This is a genomic window from Bacillus sp. B15-48, assembly GCF_016879755.1.
Taxonomy (GTDB): domain Bacteria; phylum Bacillota; class Bacilli; order Bacillales; family Cytobacillaceae; genus Mesobacillus_B.
On record NZ_WOFU01000002.1, the window covers coordinates 317,625 to 342,289 of the forward strand.

Consider the following 24,665-nt stretch of genomic DNA (forward strand, 5'->3'; position numbering starts at 1 on the left):
TAAAGCGAAACTTCCATAAGAGGGGGGCTTTCTCCATCCCTCACTTATCCCTTATCGTCTCCTCAAAGTCTTGAAGTGGAGATATTACTGCCCGTTAGTCTGCGATAAATCAACAATGGTTGATTCCTTTCCACCAATCAACAAAATATCTCCTAGTGTTTCCTTCATTTTGCAATTACGTTCAACCCAAACATCTTCACTAACAACTGCATTCTCTATCCTTATATTTTTACCAATAATGGCGTTGGGTAAAACGACTGAGTTTTTTATTACCGAACCCCGTCCAACGGTGACACCAGGTGAGATAACAGAATGCAATAAATTGCCGAAAATTTCACACCCTTCACTCAGTAACGATTGTTTAATATATGCTTCCTCATCTAAATAGGGCGGTGGAAGAGTCGTCTCAGCAGTATAGATAGACCACTCTTTCTGTTGGAGAAACAGGTTCGTATGTGCATTTAATAAATCCATATTTGCTTCCCAAAAACTCTCAATAGTTCCAACATCTTTCCAATATCCTTCGAACGGATAAGCAAATAACCGATAATTTGCTGTTAGCATAAAAGGGATGATATCCTTCGCAAAATCATAAAAAGTTACTTTATCCTGTTGAAACTGTTCAAAAATCGTTTTTAATGTACTCCAATTGAAAATGTATATACCCATTGATGCAAGATTCGATTGAGGACTGAGAGGTTTTTCTTCAAACCCGAGGATTTCTTGTGATTCTGGATCCACATCCATTATTCCATATCTTGATGCATCCTTCCACGGAACATGTGACAAAGCGATTGTAGCATCTGCGAGATTTTTTTTATGTACCTGAAGCAACTTATTATAGTCCATTTTATAAATTTGATCACCTGAAATGACTAGTACATACTCGGGATCATAGTACTCAATGAATTGGCGATTTTGTGCAATCGCTTGTGCGGTACCTTCATACCAATGATCCATGTCATCGCATTGAAAAGGAGGGAGAAAAGTGATTCCGCCATTTTTTTGATTTAATTCCCACGTAGCACCATTACTAATATAATTTTGTAATACATGTGGTTGATATTGAGTTAGAACTCCTACAGCTTCCATCCCCGAATTTCGGCAATTACTTAAAGCAAAATCAATAATACGATACTTCCCCCCAAAAGGGACCGCCGGCTTAGCTATTTTTTCAGTAAGTTTTTTTAGTCTTGTACCCCTTCCACCTGCCAATAATAATGTCAGGATCTCTCTCCTTGCCATAAAATTCTCCTTTGGTATTTATATTTTAGGTGACTTTCACCAATTCACTTAAACCAAAGTTGACCATAGCTGTTTCTTTATATTTTTTAAATTGTTTATCCCTTTAAATTTATCAAAGGATTTTTAGTTTTTAAACCTAAACTTATCGACCAACTTTTCAATCTTATGACATTCTTTCAGTCATTCACATGAAAAGTTTTAATTATAGTGAAAATTCTCTTTCTAATTTGTCAAATTAACGCGATAAAATAGCACTAAAGTTATAGATGTTTTATTTTGACGATGATCGGCTTTGAAAACAAAATGAACAAACCTGTCTTATTTAGACAGGTTTGTTCATTTTATTTTCTTTTTCTTGATTCTGTCATTTGTTTCCATACAGAACCTTTTGCTTCTTCCCCTTGTTCAATCCGAGAGATGGCTAACTTTATTTGCAGACTCACTTCAAATTCCGGGTCGGATTCTGCTGCTTTTAATGCTGGAAGTGCATTTTCGTCTCCAACTTCATATAAAAACATTGCAGCACGCCAACGGACAAGTTTGCTTTCATCTTTTAGCGCTGCTATCATTGCATCGCACGCTTCGGGAAAGCCCAAATCCGACAAACAGTCTCCCGCTGTCCTTCTTACAGTTACATTCTTATCCTTTAAAGCGTTATACAAATAGGGTAATACCGCTTTATCTTCAATCATGCCAAAGTACACAGTAGCAAGCCTTCGAATCGAAGCCTTTTCATCCTCTAATGCTCTAGCCAACAATGGCAAATCATCAATCGTTGGGTCAGGCAGTTGTTCTAATAACTGATATCGCTTTCGCCAATCAGGGTGGCTAAATTCGTCCATTCTCACTTGCTTTCGAGCCATGGAAGATGGTTTCTTCACTGGTTTTTTTGCTTCAGTTATGAGTTGTTCGAGTCTCTCTGAAGGATATGCAGCCATTAATTCTTCCTTCATCTCAGCACCAATCTCGTCCATAATGCCGTATCGAACACCGTAATCCTTCCACTTCCTTACCATAACAAGATTATCATCAGGTCCTTGAACGGCAAGCGCCGCTTTAGCAAACACTTCTGGGAGAGCAATCCGTTTTTCTTCTGTTCCATCTGTCAACTTAATTTGGACTGGCACTCCTTTATACATGTGCACCTGTACTTTTGTTTCACCAAAATGGGCATTAATATGATTTTCGGTCCTTTTACTATCTTCATTACCTTGTCCAAAAGCTTTTCTTACTTTCGGTAAAATAACTTGCCATTCAAACCGTGCATTTCTTTCTATCGCCAAAAAATCCGCAACATGATATACACCTTTTACTCCTTCAATGGAAAGAATTTTTTGAATCACTTCCGGTGCCCCTGCTAATGAATCCTTTTTATAATTATGACTTTTCCCCATTGGAAGTTCTTCGGCTAAATTTATTTTCATCGTATTCGGGCTTGGAGTTGGCTCGATCGAAGTAATTTTCATTATCCCACCCCTATATGCTTTAAAATTAATCCTATTTTACCATATATAGAAATGACGTTTCATTGACTATGCTTATAAGTCTAATTCGCAAGCTTAATCTGCTAACTCTGATAAATAGCTCCATCTTTCAATTAGATTCTCTAATTGTTCGTTCAACTCTCCCTCCTCCGTCATAAGGTTTTGACCTTTTTCAAAGTCACTGCCAATGCCAGCCATTTCGCCTTGAATTTCCTCTATCCTGGTTTCGATCGCCGTAATTTTATCTTCAATCTCTTCCCATTCTCTTTTTTCCATATAGGACATTTTCTTTTTCTTTGGCTTATTATCGACTTCAAGCTTTTCCTTTTTATGGTCATTAGCAGGCATTTCTTTGATATTCTGCTTTTCCAAGTACTCAGTGTAATTCCCAAAATGGAGCGAAATATCTCCATTTCCTTCCAGAACTAATAATTCATCAACCACTTTATCAAGAAAGTACCGATCATGTGAAACAGTAATAACTACACCCGGGAAATCTTCAAGATAATCCTCAAGTATGGTCAAAGTTTGCGTATCGAGATCATTCGTCGGTTCATCTAACAATAGGACATTCGGTTCCTCCATCAATAGTTTCAGCAAGTATAATCTTCGTTTTTCACCACCAGAGAGCTTTTTAATCGGGGAACCATGTGTGAAAGGAGGGAACAGAAACCTCTCGAGCATTTGCGAGGCTGAAATGGTTTTTCCATCAGAAGTATGAACGATTTGCGCTGTTTCTTTTAAGTATTCAATCATGCGCTTATTCTCGTCTAATCCTTCATTCTCCTGGGTATAATAGGCGATTTTAACTGTCTGGCCAGTAATTAATTCACCTGAATCAAGTGGAAGCTTTTTCGCGAGAATATTCAGCAAAGTCGACTTTCCAGATCCATTTCTTCCAATAATCCCTATCCGACCTCCGGGCTTTACAAGCAAATTGAAGTCCTGGAAAATCACTTTATTTTCAAATGACTTTGATGCCGACTTTAACTCTAGAACTTGTTTGCCAAGGCGACTGCCGTTTAAAGAAATGTCTATTTTTTCTGTTCCTTTATTTGGACTCACCTCAGATTCTAGCTGGTCGAAGCGCTGAATTCTCGCTTTTTGCTTTGTTGTCCGCGCTTTTGCTCCTCGGCGAATCCACTCTAACTCATTTCGAAAAAGATTCCTTTTCTTTTCTAGTGTTGCCGCCTCATTTTCCTCACGAATGGCCTTTGCTTCTAGAAAACTAGCATAATTCCCTTTATAGCTATAAAGCGCACCACCGTCTAATTCAAATATTCGGTTTGACACCCGGTCCAGAAAATAACGATCATGGGTCACAAGCAAAAGCGACCCGGTATAACGACTTAAAAAGTCCTCCAACCATTTTACAGATTCAAAATCGAGGTGGTTTGTTGGCTCATCTAAAATGAGTAAGTCAGGTGCTTCAATCAACACTTGGGCTAGTGCTACCCGTTTTTTCTGACCACCCGAAAGCTCCCCAACCTTTTTCGTAAAATCTGTAATCCCCAATTTCATTAAAATTGTTTTTGCAGCTGTATTCGCATCCCAAGCATTTTCCCTATCCATCCGCTGTTGCAATTTAATTAACTCTTCTTGAAGGAATGGATTCTCATTGTCCTTAGACAATTCTAATAATGTATGCTCATATTCTCTCATTAGCTTTAAGATTGGAGCCTCACCTTGAAACACCTGTTCAAGAACAACTCGATCAGACTGTAGTTCTGGTTGTTGTGATAAATAGCTAATTCGGTAATCCTTCCCCGTGTTGATTTCCCCTGCATCTGCTTGATCCACTCTAGCGACAATTTTCAAGAGCGAAGACTTTCCTGTGCCGTTTACACCAATTAAACCGACTCGTTCACGCTCTCCAATTGTAAAATTGATATCGTTAAATAAAATTTTTTCCCCATAAGATTTCGTCAGATTTTCAATTGAGATCATTTTCAAACTTAACCATTCCATTCATTGTATAGTTATTGTATATTTTATCATATTAAAATCGCAAAATTTAAAAAAGCACCATACTATGATGGTACCTATCTTTTATCATTATACCAACTAATCCCAATTGTATTTTCACCTGCATGTACCCCGATGACCGCACCCAAAGGATAGCTAGAAAAAGTGACTTCTTCAAATTCTACTTCCAATTCTTTTTTCCATTGATTGGCTGTTTCTACATGAAGACCATAAAGTAAATAGGCTTCGTTAAACCGATGCTTTTGATAGGAAGTTCGAAAGTAACCGAAGATTTTTTCCTTTGCTTTTTTCTCACTACGTGCTTTATCCTTTACTTCCAGCGCTCCGTCAATAATCGAAATAATTGGTTTAACGTTCAAAACGCTGCCGAGAAAAAACTTTGCACTCGACATTCGGCCACTTCGATGCAATTGTTCTAAACTTCCAACAAGGACATACGTCTCGTTTGTATTCCGGATTTCCTCCAGTTGCTCTTTAATTTCTTGAACATTTGCCCCGTTTCTAGAAAGTTCCATTCCCTTTTTAATGAGGACTGTTTGTGGGTATGTAAGAATTTTTGAATCAATGGTGGCAATCGGTTTGGTAAGCAATTTTGATGCCTGCTCACTTGAGTCAATCGTCCCGCTTAGCTTTTTGGAAAGAAGCACAGCAATCACTTCATCATATTCCTTCATCAACTTCTCATAAAGTTCTTTAAAGGCACCAACAGATGGCTGTGATGTTTTTGGAGGTTCGTTTAATGTCTTTAGTTTTTCATATAACTGTTTTGCTGACAAATCAACACCGTCAGTATATTCGACTCCATCAAGAATAATTGACATAGGCACTTGATATAAATCAGGATGTTGGACCAACTCTTCATCTAATATGGCAGTACTATCGGTAACCCACGCTATCCTTTTCACCATTCATCCCTCCTTATGTTATGTTCATTATATGGTCTTAACTCCAATCTAATGTGTTAGGTGAATATAAATTTTATTCTCTACGTTTATTTTACATAATATTTTCTAACTCTTGCAAAGAGATAACCATATACTCAACCATTTCTGTCAAATCTTCTATATGGTCTTCCCTGACAAGACGATTAAAATGCACCGTTGTTTTATTTTCGATTAGCGTTCCTTTATTAACAGGATGAAAACTAGCGACTTGACTAATCGTTCTGTCATTTCCCCATATTGTCTCTAATAATCTTTGGATTTCATTATATAATATTGGGTCATCCTCATGTGTTAACAAAAAGCTAACGGTGATTTCAGCACCGGCTAGTGGGGATGTTTCGGCGTGATCTAATATTTCTGCTGCCAAGTTTTTTAATGCTGCTTCAACGATAAGCACAGCAATAACTGAGTTCCTTTTTTGGTGACTGAGAGAAAAAGATAAACTAAATCTTCTTGACAGTTTCGCTAAATTAATAATATCATCCCGGTCGACAATTCGTATATCCCCATCTAAATCTTTATCGTAGATCGCCCCTTCTACGACAACCTTAATATTGTCAAAAGCTGTTGGATCAAACAATCTCTTCGCCCCCATTCTTTCTTAAGTTTCATTATACAATTATTTTGTTTGTTTATTTATTCTAAGTTTTTTTGAAATTTAACAATTCTTAAATTGCTAGTTACGAAAAGTCCGCTTATAATTATACATACCTGTATAATTGTTATAAGGAGGTGGATACATTGCCAATCAAAATACCTAAGCTTCTTCCGGCACGAGAAATCCTTGAAGAGGAAAACATCTTTATAATGGATGAAGACCGTGCGAATAAACAGGATATCCGACCATTGAATATCATTATTTTAAACTTAATGCCAGAAAAGGAAAAAACCGAGGCACAGTTTTTACGTTTGCTCGGCAATACACCACTCCAGGTTAATATCACCTTTTTAAAGACGGCTACTTATGAATCAAAAAATACAAGTCGTTATCACCTGGATCAATTTTATACAACATTTGCTGAGGTTAAACACAAGAAATTCGACGGTATGATTATTACCGGTGCACCAATCGAACTCATTCCCTTTAATGAAGTGAACTATTGGGATGAACTTGTTGAAATTTTCGAATGGACGAAAACGAACGTCACTTCAACCTTGCATATTTGTTGGGGGGCCCAAGCCGCACTATATTATCATTATGATATCGGTAAATTTGAATTGCCGGCAAAATGTTCAGGGGTTTTTGCTCATAAAATTTTTGATAATAAAGAAATGCTCTTACGCGGGTTTGATGATGTTTTTTATGCACCCCATTCACGGTATACCGATGTTTCCGAGGAAGCGATTTTAAACTCACCAAATTTAAAATTATTATCCTCATCAGAAGAAGCAGGTCCTTTTATCATCCATTCACTAGATCGCAAACATATAATGGTGACTGGTCATTTAGAATATGAAACAGAAACACTCGCTCAAGAATATGAACGAGATATAGAAAGGGGGCTATCAGTTCCTGTTCCTGTCCATTACTTCCCTAAGGACAACCCTAATGAAAACCCTGTGAACACGTGGCGTTCACATGCGCATTTATTCTTTTCAAATTGGCTTAACTATTATGTTTACCAACAAACGCCATTTGATTGGAAATGAAAGGATGTTAAAGGAGCTTCCCTTATCGGGTAAGCTCCTTTTTAAAATTTTTCAAACACTGTTTACTCTCTCGTAAAAAAAGAAACAACTAGAACATAGAAAGGGAGTGAATTTATGATGAATAACGAACAGCTCACAGGCGTTTTTAAAAATCATTTCGGTGAAATCATCTCGTTTAAAACCTCTAATGGAAGAATCATTTCCTACCGAAAAGCCTTACAAGAAGTCGAGGCGGGGGTTATCAATGGAGTAGATATTAAAGATACTTTGAATCAAAATGACCCATTTGAATATGATTTCCGGGATGTAAATGATCTTCCATTACTAGAATGATTAAAAACACCTGACTGTTCTGTCAGGTGTTTGGATGTTCCTCTTCTATTTCATTCTTTCTTTGTATTTCACGCAGAGCATGGATCCTTGTTTCATCTTCTTCAAAGTATTGAACGAGATCCCCAATTCGGTCAATCGCGTCCCAACTTAAATGGTGTTCAATACCTTCTACATCTTCGTAAATATTTTCCTCTTTAACGCCAATAATATTTAACAATTGTTCGAGAAGATCATGACGATAAACTAAGCGCTTTCCAGTCTTATTTCCCTTTGCAGTTAAGACAAATCCACGGTACTTTTCATAAACTAAATATTGATCTTTATCCAATTTCTGGACCATTTTTGTGACCGAGGAGGGATGGACAGACAGTGCCTCCGCAATATCTGAAACTCTTGCATATCCTTTATCTTCAATTAAAATATAAATCTGTTCAATGTAATCTTCCATACTAGGTGTCGGCATCCCTTACCCTCCAATATGTATTCCATACCCAACTAAATTTTACTATATATGAATGATATTTACAAGATAGGCATCTTCTGTCAGTCCTGTTTTGCAAATTCGAATTTTATTTTCCTTGCTTGTTGATCCCATAGAAGTTTAGCAGCGAACTCCTTATTCTTACTAGCAAACCCATTGATAAAATCTGTGCTTCCATTTTTGAGCAGAAGTTTTATATTTTTTTGAGTAATCGTCTTTCCGAGGATTTTCTTTGAGATGGTAAAATCACATTTCGTTTTCTGGTAATTTGAACAACCATAAAAACTGCCTTTATCGACAATACTCCCTTCACAAAACCGGCATCTCCCAAGGCTGGTGTCCCCCCTTTGCCTCCCTTGTCTTTTACCGGGAACAAAGGCATCTTTGATCTCTGGCTCAAATCCCCAGTGATTAGAAGCGGCTACCGTTTTTTCTACAAGATGTGCCACCAATTTATTTGTTTGCTCCATAAATTGTTTAGGGGAGGCCGTTCCTTCGCCAATTTCTTTTAAACGCTGCTCCCATTTACCTGTCATTTCAGGAGATGCAAGGACTTGCTCACCAAGTGCTTGCATGAGAATTTTCGCTTTTGCTGTCGCAAAAACAAGATTTTTGTTAATTTTAATATAAGCGCGATTTTTTAACATCATGATAATTCCTGCGCGAGTAGCTTCAGTACCAAGCCCTTGGGTTTTCATCAATACCTTTTCTAATTGCTTGTCTTCAACATGCTTTCCGGCTGTCTTCATTAATGTTATTAATTGCCCTTCTGTATAGCGTTTCGGTGGCTGTGTTTTACTTTCTTTCACAACTGTTTTTGACACTAGTCCTTTATCACCTTGTACAATTTTAGGGAGTTCAGGAACCTTCTCTTTTTCTCTAAGCGGGAGTACTCGATACCAACCTTCTTCAAGCTGTACTTTTCCCTTCGAAATAAAATCTGCTTTTCCATCAACAAGTGTACGAATCGTTGTGTACTCTGCAGTTGCTGCCGGGAAATGCGCAGCAATGATTGACCTTACAATTAAATCATATAGCTTTCTTTCGTCCGCTGTTAACCGGTTTAAATCAGGAACTTGTTCAGTTGGTATAATCGCATAGTGGTCAGTTACCTTTTTCTCATTCACATACCTCTGATTGTTTTTAATTGATTCGATTGGCAATGGGAAAAATTCTTTATAATCTTGGATTGCACGAATTTTAGCTAATATGCCGGGAAATTCCTCGGCTTCACCTTCAGTAATATACCTTGAATCTGATCTTGGATAAGAAATAATGCCTCGTTGATAAAGGCCTTGTAATAGATCAAGTGTTTTTTTCGGTGAGATTTTAAACTTTTTGTTGGCGTCTGCCTGAATAGCGGATAAATTATAAAAAAGTGGAGGTGAAAAATCTTTTTTCTCATTTTTCACATTGATTGCTTCCGCTTGTTTCCCTTCGCAAAATGAAGATATTCTGTTTGCCAACTCTTTCGTATCAATCCTTGAGTTTCCACCTTTTTCCCATTTACCACTATACTTTTTACCGTTTAAATTAAAACTTGCCTCTACCTCCCAGAAAGGCTCCGACACAAATTTTTCAATTTCCTCTTCCCTTTTTACAATCAAAGAGAGTGTAGGTGTTTGAACCCTCCCAAGCGAAAACACATCGGAAAATCCGTGGTTTTGTAAAAGCAATGTATAAAGCCTAGAAGCATTCATGCCTACTACCCAGTCTGCACAAGCGCGTGTATAGGCTTCAAAATATAAGTTCTTTGTATCCGATTCATGCAGAAGATTTCGGAACCCTTCACGGATAGATTTAGGAGTCAAGGAAGAAATCCAAAGACGTTTTATCGGTTTCGAACATCTTGCTAGTCGAAGAATATTTCTGATGATCAACTCCCCTTCACGCCCGGCATCACCTGCATGGATAATTTCCGATACTTCAGGGTGATTGGTTAATTGTTGGATGAGTGAAAACTGCTTTGTTTTCTCCTTAACGACTTCATATTTAAAATGAGAAGGAATAATTGGAAGTGTCTCTAGCGACCACTTTTTCCAAGAGGAGTTATATTTCTCTGGAGCTGCTAATTCTGTTAAATGTCCGATGGCCCACGTTACATACGCACCATCTGAAAAAATATCATTCGGAAGGATTTCAATATAACCATCTCGTTTTTTTGTTTTAAAAACGGAGGCAAGCGTTCTACCTTGATCAGGCTTTTCGGCGATAATTAATTTCATGGGTCCTCCTAAAGCTTTCGCACAAAAATAAAAGTATAGATCTATTATATATATTATCCGAGTTTCTATCTAACGGTAAAGATGCAAGAGTAAAATCATTATTTATTTCCTTTATTAGGGTAGGGATCAATCGTTGAATTTCTTTTCACAAACCAAGCATCTTCTGAAACAACTGTCAACACAGTGAGTATAAATGCTGGAATCTTTTCAACAAGAAAAACAATAACACCCATATTCTCGTCAAAAATAATAAACGAGTCCCCATGGGAAAAACCTCCTAATTTCGGACCGATATACATCATCGATTGAATAATCGTTTCCCTTTCGTCATCGTCTAACTCTAAATTGGCTGTAAACCTCAAAACCCAATCATTACTAGCGATTGAAAAGCGATACATTTTCTCACCCTTTTTCTTTTAAATAAAAGATATGAGAATGTAAATTTTTTTATGCTTTTCCAAAAATGCTAACATCCGTCCCCATAATTGTGAATTAATGTGAAAGATACATTAGGCTTCTTGACTGTCAATGGTACTTTCATGTATATTTAAAGCATCATTTATCAGAATATATCATTATTATAGCGATAAAATAATATGTTCTTTTAAATGAAAAATATTTACTTGGACACAATGAAGTGTCTTGAAAAGGCTTAGGAGGAAAAAGTAACATGCAAAACGGTAAAGTTAAATGGTTCAACAATGAAAAGGGTTTCGGTTTTATTGAAGTTGAAGGCGGAGACGATGTATTTGTACACTTCAGTGCCATTCAAGGAGAAGGATACAAGGCTCTAGAAGAAGGGGAAGAAGTTTCTTTCGAAATCGTTGAAGGAAACCGCGGACCACAAGCTGCTAATGTTGTTAAATTATAATAGATGATTGATGATTCGTTTTCAATCCAGGCTGGCATATTTGCCAGCCTTTTTTAAATCTTACTCGCTGTCACGTTCGGATAAGCCCTCCCCACAGGCTTTGATTTTCTCGCCAACAGTGCATTTTGTAATACAAAAACGATGAGCGTAACGCTTACCGAAATCTTTTTTATGCTGTTTTTTCAAAAAACAACCTTTACAATATGTACACAATAACTCCTCTACTTGTGAAAGAATCTCAATCCGTTTCAAAAATCATCGCACCCCTTACAGAATTTGCATTTTACTGTGGATCACTTTTCCTTGAAGAGCTTGTGAAGCTAATTTATCCGCTTCTTTATTTCCTTTACGATCAATTGGAATAAATTTCGAGTAAAGTCCTAATTCTTTTATCTTATTTTCGATTCGATCAAGCCAACGGTTTAAACTTTCTTCATAACAAGGCCATTCTCCTTCTAATTGCTTAAGGACAACTTGTGAATCTCCCCTAAATTCGCATGATAAATGATGGACTCCTAACTCCTCTAATAAAGTTAAAGCGAAATAAAATGCGGCATACTCCGCTTCATTGTTTGTTTGTAATTCCTCGACCATCTGGTTCGCACGTAAACGATACTTCTTTTTCCCTTGGTGATAATAGATGATTGCACCAAGCCCTGCAAGATTTGTTGAGCGATCAAAACCGCCATCAAAATATACGGTTAAATCATGGGGCTCCTCTTCGATTTCTGCAAGAAGCTTTCTTAATTCCTTTATATTCCAGTTTGTTCCAACTTCATCTGAAAAACGAATATCATCCGCTCTTCCTAATCTCTCAAGGTCTTCAGCTGTATGTAAAGCAACCTCTCCTTCTAGCCAATCCGAAGTAAACCAAATAGCCTCTTTTCCCTTTAGTTTATATTTCCACTCCAATTTATACTTCAATTTACTCGCCCTCTCATTTCTCAAATAGGTTGATGATTTTAACGTTTCATTATCGTTCTTCACTCAGATTTTATGATACACTTATTTAAAACATTATAATCAAATATATTATCAATACTAAGGAGAAATGATTCTTGATCGAAGTATATACTGATGGTGCGAGTGCTGGTAATCCCGGGCCAAGTGGGGCTGGAATATTTATTAAAGCGAATGGCGAGGTTTTTCGTTATTCCATTCATTTAGGCTCAATGTCCAATCATGAAGCTGAATTTCTTGCTCTAATTAAAGGTTTAGAGGTTTGTCATGATAAAGGATTTAAAGTTGTCTCTTTCCGGACTGATTCAGAGCTTGTTTGTAGAGCCATTGAAAAAGAATTTGTCAAAAACTCCACCTACACACCTTTGTTAGAAAAAGCCTTAAACTTAACGCAATGCTTTGACCTATTTTTTATAAAATGGATTCCTTCTTCAATGAATAAAGTAGCCGATGACCTTGCGCGAAAGGCAATTAGAAGTTCATGCTCCTATCAGGAGAATGAGTAATGAAACAAACAGCTCTAGCTGACTTATCTCTTTTGGTTGTTGCGCTCATTTGGGGCGCTACTTTTGTTGTCGTTCAAAATGCTATTTCCTTTTTAGAACCTTTGACTTTTAATGGAGTTCGATTCGGAATTGCAACGATTATTCTTTGTTTCTGGCTCGCTCTATTTAAACGACAGCAACTAAATGCCTTAAGTAAAGGTTTAATAATTTCCGGCATTATCCTAGGGTTTTGGCTTTTTATCGGCTATGCCTTTCAAACGATTGGACTATTATATACTTCTTCATCTAAAGCCGCTTTTATAACTGGACTTAGTGTGGTGATGGTCCCGACCTTTACAATTCTATTCCTTAAAAAAAGACTAAACTCAAATGTGTATATTGGTGTTGCCACCGCAACCATCGGTCTTTATTTATTAACAATGACAGATATTGCTGGATTAAATATTGGTGATACTCTCGTTTTTATTTGTGCAATCGGGTTTGCGGTGCAAATCCTTTTAACAGGTAAGTACACAACTAAGTACCCTACATTATTGTTAACTATTATCCAAATTGCAACCGTATCTATTTTATCGGGTTTTGCTGCTTTTATGTTTGAGGACTGGCAAAGAGTAAAGGATACCTCGATACTATTATCATCTGAAGTGGTCAGTGCTTTGCTCATCACCGCTGTTTTCGCTACCGCCGCTGCTTATTTAATCCAAACGAAATTTCAAAAATACACGACTGCAACAAGAGTCGCATTAATTTTTGCTATGGAGCCGGTATTTGCTGCAATAACAGGGTATCTGTGGGCTGGGGATCGCCTATCTAACAGCGCAATGCTCGGTTGTATCTTGATCTTTGTCGGAATGGTTCTTTCTGAATTACCATTTAATATAATAAAGATGTTCAAACGGAAATTTATTGTTTCATCAAAAAAACGAGCTGACACTAAAGGGTGATTCCTAGGTCAGCTCATTTCTATGTGCCGAGTAGTTTTTGGTTGTTTACATAGCGAACTGCTTCCTCGCGGTTGCATATTCCATTATTACTAAACGTCTCAAGCAGTGAAATATAAAAGCTACCATCGAATTTCCTTTGTGCTTTTAAGGTGTATTCAATGGCAACATTTGTGAGTTCATCCGATGCTCCTGTATACTGCTTGCCAAAATAGATAAAACCGATTACATCTTCCCCGAAATGAAAACCTTTGCTTTTAAGATTCTGTAAGTAATTCTCCAATGAGTTCATTGATGATCCAATCCTCTCTACGGATGAAATATCTATGTAGATATTACCAGAGGATTCGATGTTTTTCTATCTTTTTTTCGTCAAAACAAAGCCTACTACACCTAAGCAAACTCCAAGAGCAGCACCTACAAGTACTTCTCCAGGTTTATGCCCCAGCACTTCTTTTAATGGTTCAGGAGCTTTCTCAACATATTCCACAGTCTCATGTTTATGAATCTTATCCACCAACTCATCTAAATCGTTTACCTTTAATGTAAGTTCACCTGCTTGTCTTCGTATACCTTGAGCATCATACATGACAATAAGTCCGAAGACGACAGCAAGGGCAAAATCAATTGTAGGAACCCCCCTTTTTAACGCCACATAAGTGCTTAACGATGATACTCCTGCGGAATGTGAGCTCGGCATCCCGCCAGTTGCAAAAAACAATTCGGGTTTCCATTCGTTTTCCTTAAAATAATGAATCGGAATTTTTAATGCTTGAGCAATGCCTATGCTGGACAATGCAATTACAATTCCTTTATTCAAATTGCTCACCTCTATATTAATTTGAAAAAAAATGTCTGTTTTTATTCTTACGAAGCATAATAAGTACGAAAAGGAATATGGCAAAGGATTTATTTAAAGCTGCCAAACGATGAATCACTAATGAAACATATAGGAGTGAATTGAGAATGAGCAAAAAATCAGGAAGAGGAACAAAAGCACCCGGAGTAAACCCTCAAGGCTTTGGACAAGATGCGGATTTTACAGAAAATCCAAAATCTAAATTAGAAAATGCGGCGAAAAAGAAAAATACAAAGTAACGATTGTTATCGAATAGCATCATACACAAAAGCTCCAACGCCTATGCGTTGGAGCTCTGTTTAAGCAAGTTCCTCTTCGAATGGAATAAATTTGTGTAAACTTTTAAATTCAACCTCTTCGAACTTATCAAGAACCTTCTCTTGATTGACTTTTAACAAGGAATCATGAAAATCATATTCAAATTCTACGTCACATTTAATTTCGGCAAGCTGCCTGCTTAGATGGAGCATTTCTAAATCCTCTTGAATTTTCGCGCGCTGGGATTTAGTTAATTGATGAAGATTATCAAGAACACCTTCAATATTATTATATTGTTGTAGTAGTTTCACAGCTGTTTTTTCCCCAATCCCACGCACACCAGGGTAGTTATCACTTGGATCGCCCATTAACGCTTTTAAATCGATCATTTGCTCCGGCCAAATCCCTTGTTCTGCAAATAACGATTCTCGATTATGAACTAAATAATTTCCATATCCTTTTTGCAATAAAACAACTGATATTCGTTCATTTATTAATTGAAGGATATCTTTATCTCCAGTTAAAATAGCGACATTTGTCCCTTGTGGTGCGTTTTTGGCGATAGTTCCAATACAATCATCTGCCTCATAGCCACGGAGACCAATGTTTGGTATATCAAAGGATTCAACAATCTCTTTAACCAAATCAAATTGAGGAATCAATTCAATAGGTGGTTCACCTCTGTTTGCTTTATAATCTGGGAAAAGTTTCGTCCTAAACGTCTTACTCCCCATGTCCCAACATACAGCAACATGGGATGGCTGAAAATTTGAAATAGCTGTCATTAAATGCTTAACAAAGCCTTGCACTCCATTTGTTGGAACCCCTTTTGAATTTATCATAAATTGACCCGTCACTGAAGTCGCGTAAAAAGCTCTAAAAAGTAAGGCCATCCCATCGACAAGCATCAATGATGATTTTTTCATAAATAATTGGTCCTCCTGTATTCATCATATATGTCTAGTCTGAATTGCGAAAAGACAACTTATATATTATAACATGATTCATCCTCTATGGATGTTCATTTTCTATTTACTCACGCAAATCACAAACAGGATGTCATCATGACATCCTGTTTTAAGATACATCTACGGTGACTTAGTCATTCACCGTACTTAGTAATTTCTACAACCAAGCATTCGCTGTTCAGTGACGCCATAACAGGCACTTTCTTAAACAAGCTTTTGAACTTTATTATATCTCTCTTCCAATTGTTCAATCGGGAAATCAATGTTGATAGCGGAAAGAACACCGATATAATATTCCTCAACTTGTTCCACATAATCATCAATCATTTGCGAAAATGAACGGTGGAATACAGAAAAGTAATACTCTGTTAATTTTTCACTTTGCACTTGCAAATAAGCATCTGCAGGGGATTGTAAGAGCTTCTCCAGTTCTTCACTCATCGATTTTTTCTCATTTTTTTCAAAGAAAGCTTTTGGATTTTTAAACAACCCAAGTGTTTTTTTGAACATTTCCCTATCTAAATCTGTAAATGCTTCTTCAAAGTCGATTTCACCGAAATCATAAAGGTCCCAACTTGATAGCGCCAAGTCAACATTAATTTTTTTCAATTCATCCGAAAGGGACTTCTGATAATCATTTAGTGCCTTACTAATATAATTCTCGATCCTTAATGTTGTTGCTCGTACTTCCTGAAGCAAATCATACCCCAAGCTTGCAATTAAATCATCCAAAGCTAACCGTAACGCCTTTTTTAAATCACGTCCATCCTCTTTCAACAAAGCAGGATTAAAAGCTTCGCGGAAAAAGTCACTGAATCGGAGGAACACTCTTTGTTTAATATAGTAAACGAGCTCCTCTGTTTCTTGACTTAACTGGCGGATTAAGAAATCTGGTTGTTTATTCTTGATCAGACGGAGAATTGTATTCTTTTCTTCACTGAGTACTTTTAGTTTATTCTCTTTATTCTCTTGTCCCTCTCTCGCAGAAATTAGCAACTTTTCTAAAACATGAAGCGATTGCTGCCATTTTGCTTCTGCAGAATCCATCGCGATTTTCATTAGTTCCCCAGAAATAAACGTATAAAATGCCTGTTCAAATCGTGGAAACCTCGAAGTATGAGCTTTTAACCCAGTTATTTTCTCTTGTAATGCTTCAAGACTCGACACTGGATACATATGCGGTTTTCGAATTCCATGTTGAACAAGCTGGTCTTCAACATATTGTAATACCGACTGCATTTCTTCCTCAGAATTTGCTAAATCGATTGCATTAACAATAAAGAACATTTTATCTAGTTCAAAGGAATCTTTCACTCGACCAAGTTGAATAAGAAATTCACGGTCTGCTCTTGAAAATGCATGATTATAATAAGTCACAAACAAAATAGCGTCAGAGTTTTTAATATAATCAAACGCAACATTCGTATGCCTTGCATTAATCGAATCGGCCCCTGGTGTATCAACAAGACTAATCCCTTTCCTCGTTAATTCACAATCATAATAAACCTCTATCCATTCAACAAAACATGACTTTTCCTCATCAGCAACATACCCTCGAAACGACTCCAAGTCTGTGATAAAGGACTGACCTAACCGCTCCTCAAACAAACCAAAACCTTTAGAAAATGCATGTAAAAAAGAATAATGAAGTTTTTCTGCTGCCCCCGAGTTTACTTTTCCTTCATGAATCGCCTTAATTGTTTCTTCCGCTTCATGTAAAGTAGCTATTTTAAGGTCGAAGACCTTTAATGATCTGTTTAATTCTTCAAGTAATTGATCATCACTTTTAACTTTGACAACCACTGTTCCATGAGGATGAATCTCATCTACTGGTTTAATTTTATTTATTGCAGCTGTCGTTGGGTTTGGTGAAACTGGGAGCAGTTTTTCTCCAATGAGCGCATTGGCAAATGAGGACTTGCCGGCACTAAAAGCACCAAATAACGCTACGGTAAATTGCTGGTTTTTTAGTCGTTCTGCCTTATCAATTAATTCCTTTGAAATCTTCTTTAAACCTGGAAGGGATGATACTTCCATAGCAGTCATTGATAATTTGTCTATCAAACTAGCAACATCGAGCTTGTTCTTATCCCGGTCCTCTTCGCTTGTATACTGCTTCTCTGCTTTTTCAATATTTTGTTGTCGATTAACCGGAGATGCTTCCACTAAATGTTGATCTGTACTAGAGACAATTTCTTCCTGAAATTGCGGAACAAATATTGAATGTGCTGTTTCCATATCAAAATCTAATTGATTGTCACTATATAAAATATCAAACACGGATTCTTTCTTTGAAGCAAGCTCCTGTTGAGAAACAAGCAATTTCTCATATGCATCAACAAGGATATAAAGACGCTGCTCCTCTTCCAACACTTTCATCATCGCTCCATTTAGCGATGCTTGAACTTCCGTTACATATGTTTCTTTATAATGCTGTAACTGATTTCTTACTTGTCTTTTAAGGGCTTCAGCTACATCATTCGTATAATTAAGCACATAATCACCAGAAACAACTGCACCTGTTTTAATTATTTGTTTAAGCAATTCTTTTGAAAAAGCGGTTTCAAATGACTGAGCTTCTATTTGCAATTCATTATTTTGAATCCCATTCTCCTTCAAGGTTTTAAGGAGAAATTCTTTTAAATGCCAATCCAATTGTGCTTGAACAACCTCCGTAAGTTCTTGATAAAATTGCTCAAGGCGTTTCTCCCGCTCTTGTTCCGTTTTTTGTTTTGCAAAAAACAAACCAAATTTAAATTCAGGTTGCATTGCTTTAAGGTAAGATTCTGCCAGCTCGCGTATTTTAAATGGCATTAAATAGGCACTTTTTAAAATGCTCTCTAGTTCTGTAATAAATTGGTCAGCAGCCTTCTTTTCTTTGCTTTCAATCTCTACTTTTTTGTTCTTTAGTTGCATGTATTTCTCCTGAAGGGAAGCCCATTCAGTTTTAGGTACGGATTCTAAAGTTTGAGATAACAACGCTGCTTGCTCCCCATAATGTTCACTTAAAAGATTTATGTGATCTTCAGAAACTTTAACAAGGGAGTTATACACAGATTCAGGAAGCATTTGTTCACGGTCATTTACCCTTTCTTGAAGAAATTGTTGAAGTTCATCAAATTGGTTATATGGATGCTCCACTTTTTTCAATGAGGTATAAAAAATCCCTTTAGGACGTACTCCCCATGCTGCAAACGAGTTAGCAACACTTTGTTGAAATTCATCAAAACTTAATTCGTCAACCCGGTGCTTATCAATCATATTAACGACAAGATAAAGCTCTTTTCCTGCCTCCGTAAGTTCTTTCGTAAACAAAAAATTCAACTCTGACTGTACATGGTTATAGTCCATAACATATAAAACGAGGTCAGCAAGGTGTAGAGCTGATTCTGTAGCAATTCGATGCGCATCAACAGCTGAATCAATCCCAGGTGTATCCATAATAACGACTTCAGAAAGAAGTCCAGAGCCCTTGTGACTGATTTCAAGTGACTCAATTTGATCTCCATCTTTACAAAAACTTTTCACTGCCTCATAATCATAGGGCGCAGGATAGAGCCTAGGATTCCCTTTTTTGAAAAATACGCGTGCATACTCTTCTCCGGTTTTAACCTTTACTAAATTAGCGCTAGTCGGAATCGGACTAGAAGGGAGGATATCCTCGCCAATTAAACGATTAATCATACTTGATTTTCCAGCAGAGAAGTGACCGCAAAAAGCGATCGCAAATTCCTTTTCCAACGTCTTTCTGCCCAGTTCCTGCGACTTTCCTGCGGCCTCCATATCTTCATGTTGCTTAAACAATTTGTTAAGTTTCATAATCTTTCCAAGCAATTGATAATCCTTTTGTGCGACTAACTGACTCATAATTTAAACCCCTTGTGACAATTTTGTGAACACCACTTTCATTTTAAATGATTTTTCACTATATTCCCACTTTAAGTTATTATTTTTTTATAAAAATAAAAAACCCCGGTTCTCCCCGGAGTTAAAGGAATAATGCATTTTATTATTGGGTTTTCAATACATGATCTAAAACATATTTCATTACACCTGAATACACAACCACGGTAGTTAAAACAAATAATGAGGTCATCTTCAACCACCACCCTAGGAAATGGTATAATCTAATTGAGAATAAATTTCAATATCATCATTATTGTAGCATGATTGGTGCCTAGCTTCAACGAATGCTTAAGAATTGTCATACTTATTTAACAAATGCGGAAGAAAACGACGATTCCCTTGAAATACAGATTGATAACTCGTCCATTTTTCTAAAGCCCTTTCCTCAGCCGGTATTCGAACTGACAATATACATATGTTCAAAAAAGAAAAAATAGCTGCTGTTATCCATGCATTAAACATTAAAGGAATAATAATTATTTCTAAAGTAACGACTAAATAATTAGGGTGCTTGATGAATCGATAAGGGCCCTTCTTCGTAATCTTCGCATTTGGAACAACAATAATTTTCGTATTCCAATATGGGCCAAGGGAGATAATTGCCCATCCTCGTATTATTTGGGTAAACAAGAATAGGAGCAATAAACCAGGCCAAAGATTAGATACTTGTTTATTTAAAATAACTACTTCTGCAATTGTCGCTAAAATAAATGCTGTATGAATCATGACCATCCAAGGGTAGTGACCCATTCCACATTCAATCGCTCCATTTTGCTTCTGTTTTTCTTCATTTTTTTTCGCTATTCTTAATTCAGTCAGTCTTTGTAGGATGATCATGCTAATAAATATTGTAAAGACCACCTCAATCCCACCTCATTAGAAGCAATTCTGAACTAAACCCAGGTCCCAAAGCAACGGCCAACCCTAGTTCTCCATTGTTTGCTATCTCCATAAACCGTTTAAGTACAAACAAAATCGTCACAGAAGACATATTCCCATAATTTTTCAAAACGCGAAGTGATACATCTGTCATATCGTCAGCAAGATTAAGTGCTTTCGAATAGGCTTCTAGAACTTTTTTCCCTCCTGGATGAGCAATGAAGTGATGGATGTCACTCATCGTTACGTTACAACTTTCTAAAAACTGCAAAACATTCGGCTCTAACCATTGTTCTATAATGGTAGGAATGCTTCGAGAAAAAACAACATGCAAACCTTTCTCTTTTAATTCCCACCCCATTACATCTAACGAGTCTTTCATTAAAGTCGAATGGGTAGACATTATTTTAGGAACTGCTGGTCTTTTATTGTATATTTGATAGTTTGACGCGTCTCCGCAAACAAGCGCACAGGCAGCTCCATCAGCAAATAAAGAAGTGCCTACAAAATTACTTTTTGAATAATCATCTTTTTGAAACGTTAAACTGCAAAGTTCAATTGACAGAACCAGAACCTTGGAATTTGGAAAAGCAAGACAGTACTCATAGGCTCTAGATAAACCTGAAGCTCCACCTGCACACCCTAAGCCCCAAATTGGTATACGTTTAGTATGAGGAGAAAACGGGAGTATATTCATGATCCTCGCTTCTATACTAGGTGTCAAAATACCTGTGCTTGTAATCGCAATAATCGCGTCGATTTCATCATACGGAACTTTTTCAACTAGGAAAGTGTCGCTGGAAAGACAATTCTCAATCGCTTCTTTCCCCAGTTGTACAGCACATTGAATAAACGCATCATTTTTCTCTTGAAATGTATGGTCATTTTTATACCAATTTAAACTTTTTGCAAAATGACGTTTCTCAATTTGACCATTTTCAAATACAGGTAGTAAACGCTCGATATGATTAGATGATTCAGCAAAAAGATTCTCTGCAAATTCCTTCACTTCATTTTGATTAACGGAAAATGGCGGTATAGCCTCAGCTACTGAAAGAATAACGGGCATCTCCTTTCACTCTCCTCCCTATTATATAAGGTTAGATTTTCCAATTATCTAAAGGGTATGTATTTATTTTTCATTCTAAAAAAAATAGCTTTCCTATGAATAGGAAAGCCGAACGTTTTGAAGGAGTTGTTGTGCTCTATCATTATATCGAATATTTCTTGATAAAGCAGGTAAAAATCTTTTCCAGTTTAATAAATTTCGCTTTATGCATTCGATATGAAAGGTACTCTACGCTTTATTTCTATTAGATTGACTCTGCACTTCAATCCAAATTTTATTTACCGCCAAAGTACCACATCTCCGACAAGTTTGTATCTGACTATACAAACTTCTGCATCGCTCACAATAATATTTCTGCATCAAATTCACATCCAACTAAAGCTTTTTTAATTTAGTGTATGCATTTCATTCAGAAATGGTGACCAAAAAAAATAGGAATATTGGTTATTAGGCTAAGGGTAAATTTTATTATAAATATTTTGTCAATGTTTCAAATCACATCTAGCCAGAGGTTCCCTAAAAGTTCATTTATTCACAATCAATTGTTCACATTATCTTCACAATTAAATGTTTCCTATTGTGATAAAAATCACCGTTGTATTAATTTTACACTATTACAATAGTAAAAAGTAAATAATGAACAATTTGTGAACTGTTTAAAAGCATCTGGAAATTCCCTGTCCGTTTTGTATGATGGAAGTGAAATTATTCCTATTTAAATATTCTGAAAGGAGTGATCAATATGGTTCAACCAGAACTTAGTAAAAAAACGAGGACCAAAGTCGAAGATCAAAATTCATTAAAGGGAACATTAGCTTCTGTTTTCTTGCTAGGCTTTTTTCTAATCGTCACATGGGTTGGCGTATTTATATTATTTTTAAATCGTTTTTAAATAGGAATAGGGAGGAACTATTATGCATTTTCATAAGTTGGAAAAAATTTGGCTCATTTTCGGAGTAGCTACCCTGCTTGTTTTCCTTTCTGTCATTGGTGTAAGCGCATTCTATCTAGGAAATCAACCACCAAGTTGTTTAGCTACGATAAATCCAGATAATGTAGATGCTCAAGCTCCATTTGATCAACCAGGACTTAAAAAGGTGGAGGGCAAAGAGTGGGATTACGAACTCGTATTTGTCGCATCAGCTTTTAATTATACTCCGGGAGAGGTTGAAGTTCCTCTCGGCGCTAAAGTAAAGGTGATTGCAACAACAAAAGACGTTATTCATGGGTTCTCTGTTGCGGGAACGAATATAAACATGATGCTAGAGCCTGGTTATATTTCTGAGTACGAAACAACATTTGATACAGTCGGTGAGTATTTAATTGTTTGTAATGAATACTGTGGTATTGGACATCATTTGATGACGTCAATGATTAAGGTGGTGGAAGCATGAGCACGATAGCTGAAAAAATAAAAATAGACCGTCTGGATGCAAAATTGGGCATGGTCCACTTTTATGTCGCTTTTATTTCCTTAGCAATTGGTGGCTTAGCAGGATTACTGCAAGTTTTAGTTCGTTCAGGTAAATTTGTTCTTCCTGCTGGAATTGGTTATTATCAAATTCTTACTATACATGGTGTTGTTCTTGCTCTCGTTATGACAACATTTTTCATCATGGGATTCCAACTGATGGCCGTTAGTCGTACAGCTGGGACATTAACGAAAAAACAGCGTGTAACCGCGTGGATTGGTTTTTGGTTGATGTTGCTTGGAACCATAATGGCTTCTACAATGATTTTATTAAACGAGGCTACAGTGCTTTATACGTTTTATGCACCACTTCAAGCACATGCTCTCTTTTATATTGGACTCACGCTCGTAGTTGCCGGTAGTTGGTTCGGTAGCGCTGCCATTATTATGGCGTATGCAGCTTGGAGAAAAAATAATCCCGGACAACCAAGCCCGTTACTAACATTTATGGCCCTTGTTAATACGCTCATGTGGATTGTCGCAACGATTGGAGTTGCCGTAACAGTTCTCTTTCAGTTACTCCCGTGGTCACTAGGGCTTGTCGAACGAGTTGACGTTGCGATTAGTAGAACTTTATTCTGGTATTTCGGACATCCACTAGTATATTTCTGGTTGTTGCCTGCTTATATGTGTTGGTATGTTATTATTCCAAAAATTATTGGTGGGAAAATCTTCTCAGATTCATTAGCTCGGCTTTCATTTATTTTATTCTTATTGTTTTCAATACCGGTTGGACTTCACCATCAATTACTAGAACCAGGTATCGATCCAGCTTGGAAATTTTTACAGGTATTTTTAACATTTTTAGTTATTATTCCATCATTAATGACCGCGTTTTCACTTTTCGCGACTTTTGAATCATACGGACGTAGTAAAGGTGCTACTGGCCTATTCGGCTGGTTTAAAAAGCTGCCATGGGCCGATGCTCGTTTCGTCGTGCCATTCATCGGAATGTTAAGTTTCATTCCTGCAGGTGCTGGTGGAATTGTCAATGCTTCCCATCAAATGAACCAAGTAGTCCATAATACAATTTGGGTAACAGGACATTTCCATTTAACACTTGCCACTGCAGTTATCTTAACTTTCTTTGGCATTAGCTACTGGCTAATCCCACATTTAACTGGCAGAACATTTACTAAAGCAATGAATAAACTGGCCATAATTCAGGGGGTTTTTTGGGCAATTGGGATGACATTTATGTCTGGGGCAATGCATGGAGCTGGATTGCTAGGCGCACCACGCCGTTCTTCTTTCTCAGAGTATGGTGGTGCAGCACAAGCAGCTGAATGGATTCCTTATCAAGTTGCCCAAGCTGTTGGCGGATCTATTCTTTTCATCGGCATTATCCTTGTACTCTATATTTTTATTAATCTTGCTTTTTTTGCTCCAAAAGGAGAAACGGAATTCCCAGTTGGAGAAACAGCTAACGAAACCGAAAAAGCCCCGATGGTATTAGAAAATTGGAAGCTCTGGCTCGGACTTGTGGCTCTTCTCATCTTGTTTGCTTATACGATCCCAATGGTTGATTTAATCCAAAATGCTCCTATTGGCTCTAAAGGATATAAATTATGGTAGGAAAAGCAATCCAGGAACTTTTTAAATTGTTTTAAATGAACGAAACATGTTCGT

General features: G+C 37.0%; 25 protein-coding genes. 9 read left to right on the plus strand and 16 right to left on the minus strand.

Translation table 11 applies throughout. The annotated features are described in order from the left end of the window. Positions 1-84: 84 nt before the first annotated feature. The 5 genes from GNT69_RS07060 to GNT69_RS07080 all read right to left on the minus strand — a co-directional run bounded on the left by GNT69_RS07060 (position 85) and on the right by GNT69_RS07080 (position 6,239). Positions 85-1,245 (minus strand): glucose-1-phosphate adenylyltransferase, encoded by a 1,161-nt coding sequence (locus GNT69_RS07060; RefSeq protein WP_203554264.1) that lies wholly within the window; start codon positions 1,243-1,245, stop codon positions 85-87. A gap of 341 nt (positions 1,246-1,586) precedes the next feature. After that, positions 1,587-2,711 carry a conserved virulence factor C family protein gene (locus GNT69_RS07065; protein ID WP_203554265.1) on the minus strand — a complete coding sequence of 375 codons (1,125 nt, stop codon included), beginning with the start codon at positions 2,709-2,711 and terminating at the stop codon, positions 1,587-1,589. A gap of 93 nt (positions 2,712-2,804) precedes the next feature. Next, a complete protein-coding gene (locus GNT69_RS07070; RefSeq protein ID WP_203554266.1) occupies positions 2,805-4,682 on the minus strand; it encodes an ABC-F family ATP-binding cassette domain-containing protein in 1,878 nt (625 codons plus the stop codon). Between the two features lie 89 nt (positions 4,683-4,771). After that, a complete protein-coding gene (locus GNT69_RS07075) occupies positions 4,772-5,623 on the minus strand; it encodes a DegV family protein (protein WP_239094088.1) in 852 nt (283 codons plus the stop codon). Between the two features lie 88 nt (positions 5,624-5,711). After that, positions 5,712-6,239 carry a hypothetical protein gene (locus GNT69_RS07080; RefSeq protein ID WP_203554267.1) on the minus strand — a complete coding sequence of 176 codons (528 nt, stop codon included), beginning with the start codon at positions 6,237-6,239 and terminating at the stop codon, positions 5,712-5,714. A gap of 161 nt (positions 6,240-6,400) precedes the next feature. Here GNT69_RS07080 and metA point away from each other — a divergent pair, with 161 nt between their 5' ends. Then, positions 6,401-7,309 (plus strand): homoserine O-acetyltransferase MetA, encoded by a 909-nt coding sequence (gene metA / locus GNT69_RS07085; RefSeq protein WP_203554268.1) that lies wholly within the window; start codon positions 6,401-6,403, stop codon positions 7,307-7,309. Between the two features lie 114 nt (positions 7,310-7,423). After that, positions 7,424-7,642 carry a DUF3892 domain-containing protein gene (locus tag GNT69_RS07090; RefSeq protein ID WP_203554269.1) on the plus strand — a complete coding sequence of 73 codons (219 nt, stop codon included), beginning with the start codon at positions 7,424-7,426 and terminating at the stop codon, positions 7,640-7,642. A gap of 22 nt (positions 7,643-7,664) precedes the next feature. On the opposite strand, the gene mntR is transcribed toward GNT69_RS07090, so the two are convergent. The 3 genes from mntR to GNT69_RS07105 form a co-directional block, all read right to left on the minus strand. Continuing rightward, positions 7,665-8,105, minus strand: coding sequence for a transcriptional regulator MntR (gene mntR / locus GNT69_RS07095; RefSeq protein WP_203554270.1), 441 nt, complete (start codon positions 8,103-8,105; stop codon positions 7,665-7,667). An 80-nt stretch (positions 8,106-8,185) separates the two neighbouring features. Next, complete coding sequence (locus GNT69_RS07100) at positions 8,186-10,348, minus strand: DNA topoisomerase III (RefSeq protein WP_203554271.1); 2,163 nt, start codon at positions 10,346-10,348, stop codon at positions 8,186-8,188. 98 nt (positions 10,349-10,446) lie between these two features. Then, positions 10,447-10,746 (minus strand): hypothetical protein, encoded by a 300-nt coding sequence (locus GNT69_RS07105; protein WP_203554272.1) that lies wholly within the window; start codon positions 10,744-10,746, stop codon positions 10,447-10,449. Positions 10,747-11,018: 272 nt separating this feature from the next. On the opposite strand from GNT69_RS07105, the gene cspD reads away from it, so the two are divergent. Beyond that, positions 11,019-11,219: a cold-shock protein CspD gene (gene cspD / locus GNT69_RS07110; protein ID WP_203554273.1), complete on the plus strand. Its 201-nt coding sequence runs from the start codon at positions 11,019-11,021 to the stop codon at positions 11,217-11,219. Positions 11,220-11,279: 60 nt separating this feature from the next. Here the strand turns inward: cspD and GNT69_RS07115 are convergent, their stop codons facing one another. Both GNT69_RS07115 and GNT69_RS07120 read right to left on the minus strand, forming a co-directional pair. Continuing rightward, positions 11,280-11,471 carry a zinc-finger domain-containing protein gene (locus GNT69_RS07115; protein WP_203554274.1) on the minus strand — a complete coding sequence of 64 codons (192 nt, stop codon included), beginning with the start codon at positions 11,469-11,471 and terminating at the stop codon, positions 11,280-11,282. Between the two features lie 15 nt (positions 11,472-11,486). Then, entirely contained in the window at positions 11,487-12,143 is a 657-nt protein-coding gene (locus GNT69_RS07120) for a ribonuclease H family protein (protein WP_203554275.1), read from the minus strand. A gap of 134 nt (positions 12,144-12,277) precedes the next feature. Here GNT69_RS07120 and GNT69_RS07125 point away from each other — a divergent pair, with 134 nt between their 5' ends. Both GNT69_RS07125 and GNT69_RS07130 read left to right on the plus strand, forming a co-directional pair. Then, a complete protein-coding gene (locus GNT69_RS07125; protein WP_203554276.1) occupies positions 12,278-12,685 on the plus strand; it encodes a reverse transcriptase-like protein in 408 nt (135 codons plus the stop codon). Beyond that, entirely contained in the window at positions 12,685-13,629 is a 945-nt protein-coding gene (locus tag GNT69_RS07130; RefSeq protein ID WP_203554277.1) for a DMT family transporter, read from the plus strand. Before GNT69_RS07125 ends, GNT69_RS07130 begins: the two co-directional genes overlap by 1 nt. A 19-nt stretch (positions 13,630-13,648) precedes the next feature. Here GNT69_RS07130 and GNT69_RS07135 read toward each other — a convergent pair whose 3' ends face one another. Continuing rightward, a complete protein-coding gene (locus GNT69_RS07135; RefSeq protein WP_203554278.1) occupies positions 13,649-13,918 on the minus strand; it encodes a DUF6123 family protein in 270 nt (89 codons plus the stop codon). Positions 13,919-13,984: 66 nt separating this feature from the next. Further along, on the minus strand, positions 13,985-14,446 hold the full coding sequence (locus tag GNT69_RS07140) for a divergent PAP2 family protein (RefSeq protein ID WP_203554279.1): 462 nt from the start codon (positions 14,444-14,446) through the stop codon (positions 13,985-13,987). A gap of 146 nt (positions 14,447-14,592) precedes the next feature. Between GNT69_RS07140 and sspL the strand changes: the two genes are divergently transcribed. Next, entirely contained in the window at positions 14,593-14,724 is a 132-nt protein-coding gene (gene sspL, locus GNT69_RS07145) for a small, acid-soluble spore protein L (protein ID WP_203554280.1), read from the plus strand. A 60-nt stretch (positions 14,725-14,784) separates the two neighbouring features. On the opposite strand, the gene GNT69_RS07150 is transcribed toward sspL, so the two are convergent. The 4 genes from GNT69_RS07150 to GNT69_RS07165 all read right to left on the minus strand — a co-directional run bounded on the left by GNT69_RS07150 (position 14,785) and on the right by GNT69_RS07165 (position 21,565). Next, positions 14,785-15,669: a 5'-3' exonuclease gene (locus GNT69_RS07150; protein WP_203554281.1), complete on the minus strand. Its 885-nt coding sequence runs from the start codon at positions 15,667-15,669 to the stop codon at positions 14,785-14,787. 246 nt (positions 15,670-15,915) lie between these two features. Then, positions 15,916-19,578, minus strand: a complete 3,663-nt coding sequence (locus GNT69_RS07155; RefSeq protein ID WP_203554282.1) for a dynamin family protein — start codon at positions 19,576-19,578, stop codon at positions 15,916-15,918. Between the two features lie 327 nt (positions 19,579-19,905). Next, a complete protein-coding gene (locus GNT69_RS07160) occupies positions 19,906-20,478 on the minus strand; it encodes an isoprenylcysteine carboxylmethyltransferase family protein (RefSeq protein ID WP_203554283.1) in 573 nt (190 codons plus the stop codon). Between the two features lies 1 nt (position 20,479). Continuing rightward, entirely contained in the window at positions 20,480-21,565 is a 1,086-nt protein-coding gene (locus tag GNT69_RS07165) for a type III polyketide synthase (RefSeq protein ID WP_203554284.1), read from the minus strand. A gap of 742 nt (positions 21,566-22,307) precedes the next feature. On the opposite strand from GNT69_RS07165, the gene GNT69_RS07170 reads away from it, so the two are divergent. The 3 genes from GNT69_RS07170 to GNT69_RS07180 are packed head-to-tail and all read left to right on the plus strand — an operon-like array spanning position 22,308 to position 24,611. Then, the gene (locus GNT69_RS07170) at positions 22,308-22,457 is read left to right on the plus strand and encodes a cytochrome c oxidase subunit 2A (RefSeq protein WP_203554285.1); all 150 of its coding nucleotides are present in this window, start codon (positions 22,308-22,310) and stop codon (positions 22,455-22,457) included. Between the two features lie 22 nt (positions 22,458-22,479). Continuing rightward, positions 22,480-22,959, plus strand: coding sequence for a cytochrome c oxidase subunit II (locus tag GNT69_RS07175; RefSeq protein WP_203554286.1), 480 nt, complete (start codon positions 22,480-22,482; stop codon positions 22,957-22,959). After that, a complete protein-coding gene (locus tag GNT69_RS07180) occupies positions 22,956-24,611 on the plus strand; it encodes a b(o/a)3-type cytochrome-c oxidase subunit 1 (RefSeq protein WP_203554287.1) in 1,656 nt (551 codons plus the stop codon). The genes GNT69_RS07175 and GNT69_RS07180 overlap by 4 nt, the downstream gene beginning before the upstream one ends. The last annotated feature ends 54 nt before the right edge of the window (positions 24,612-24,665 follow it).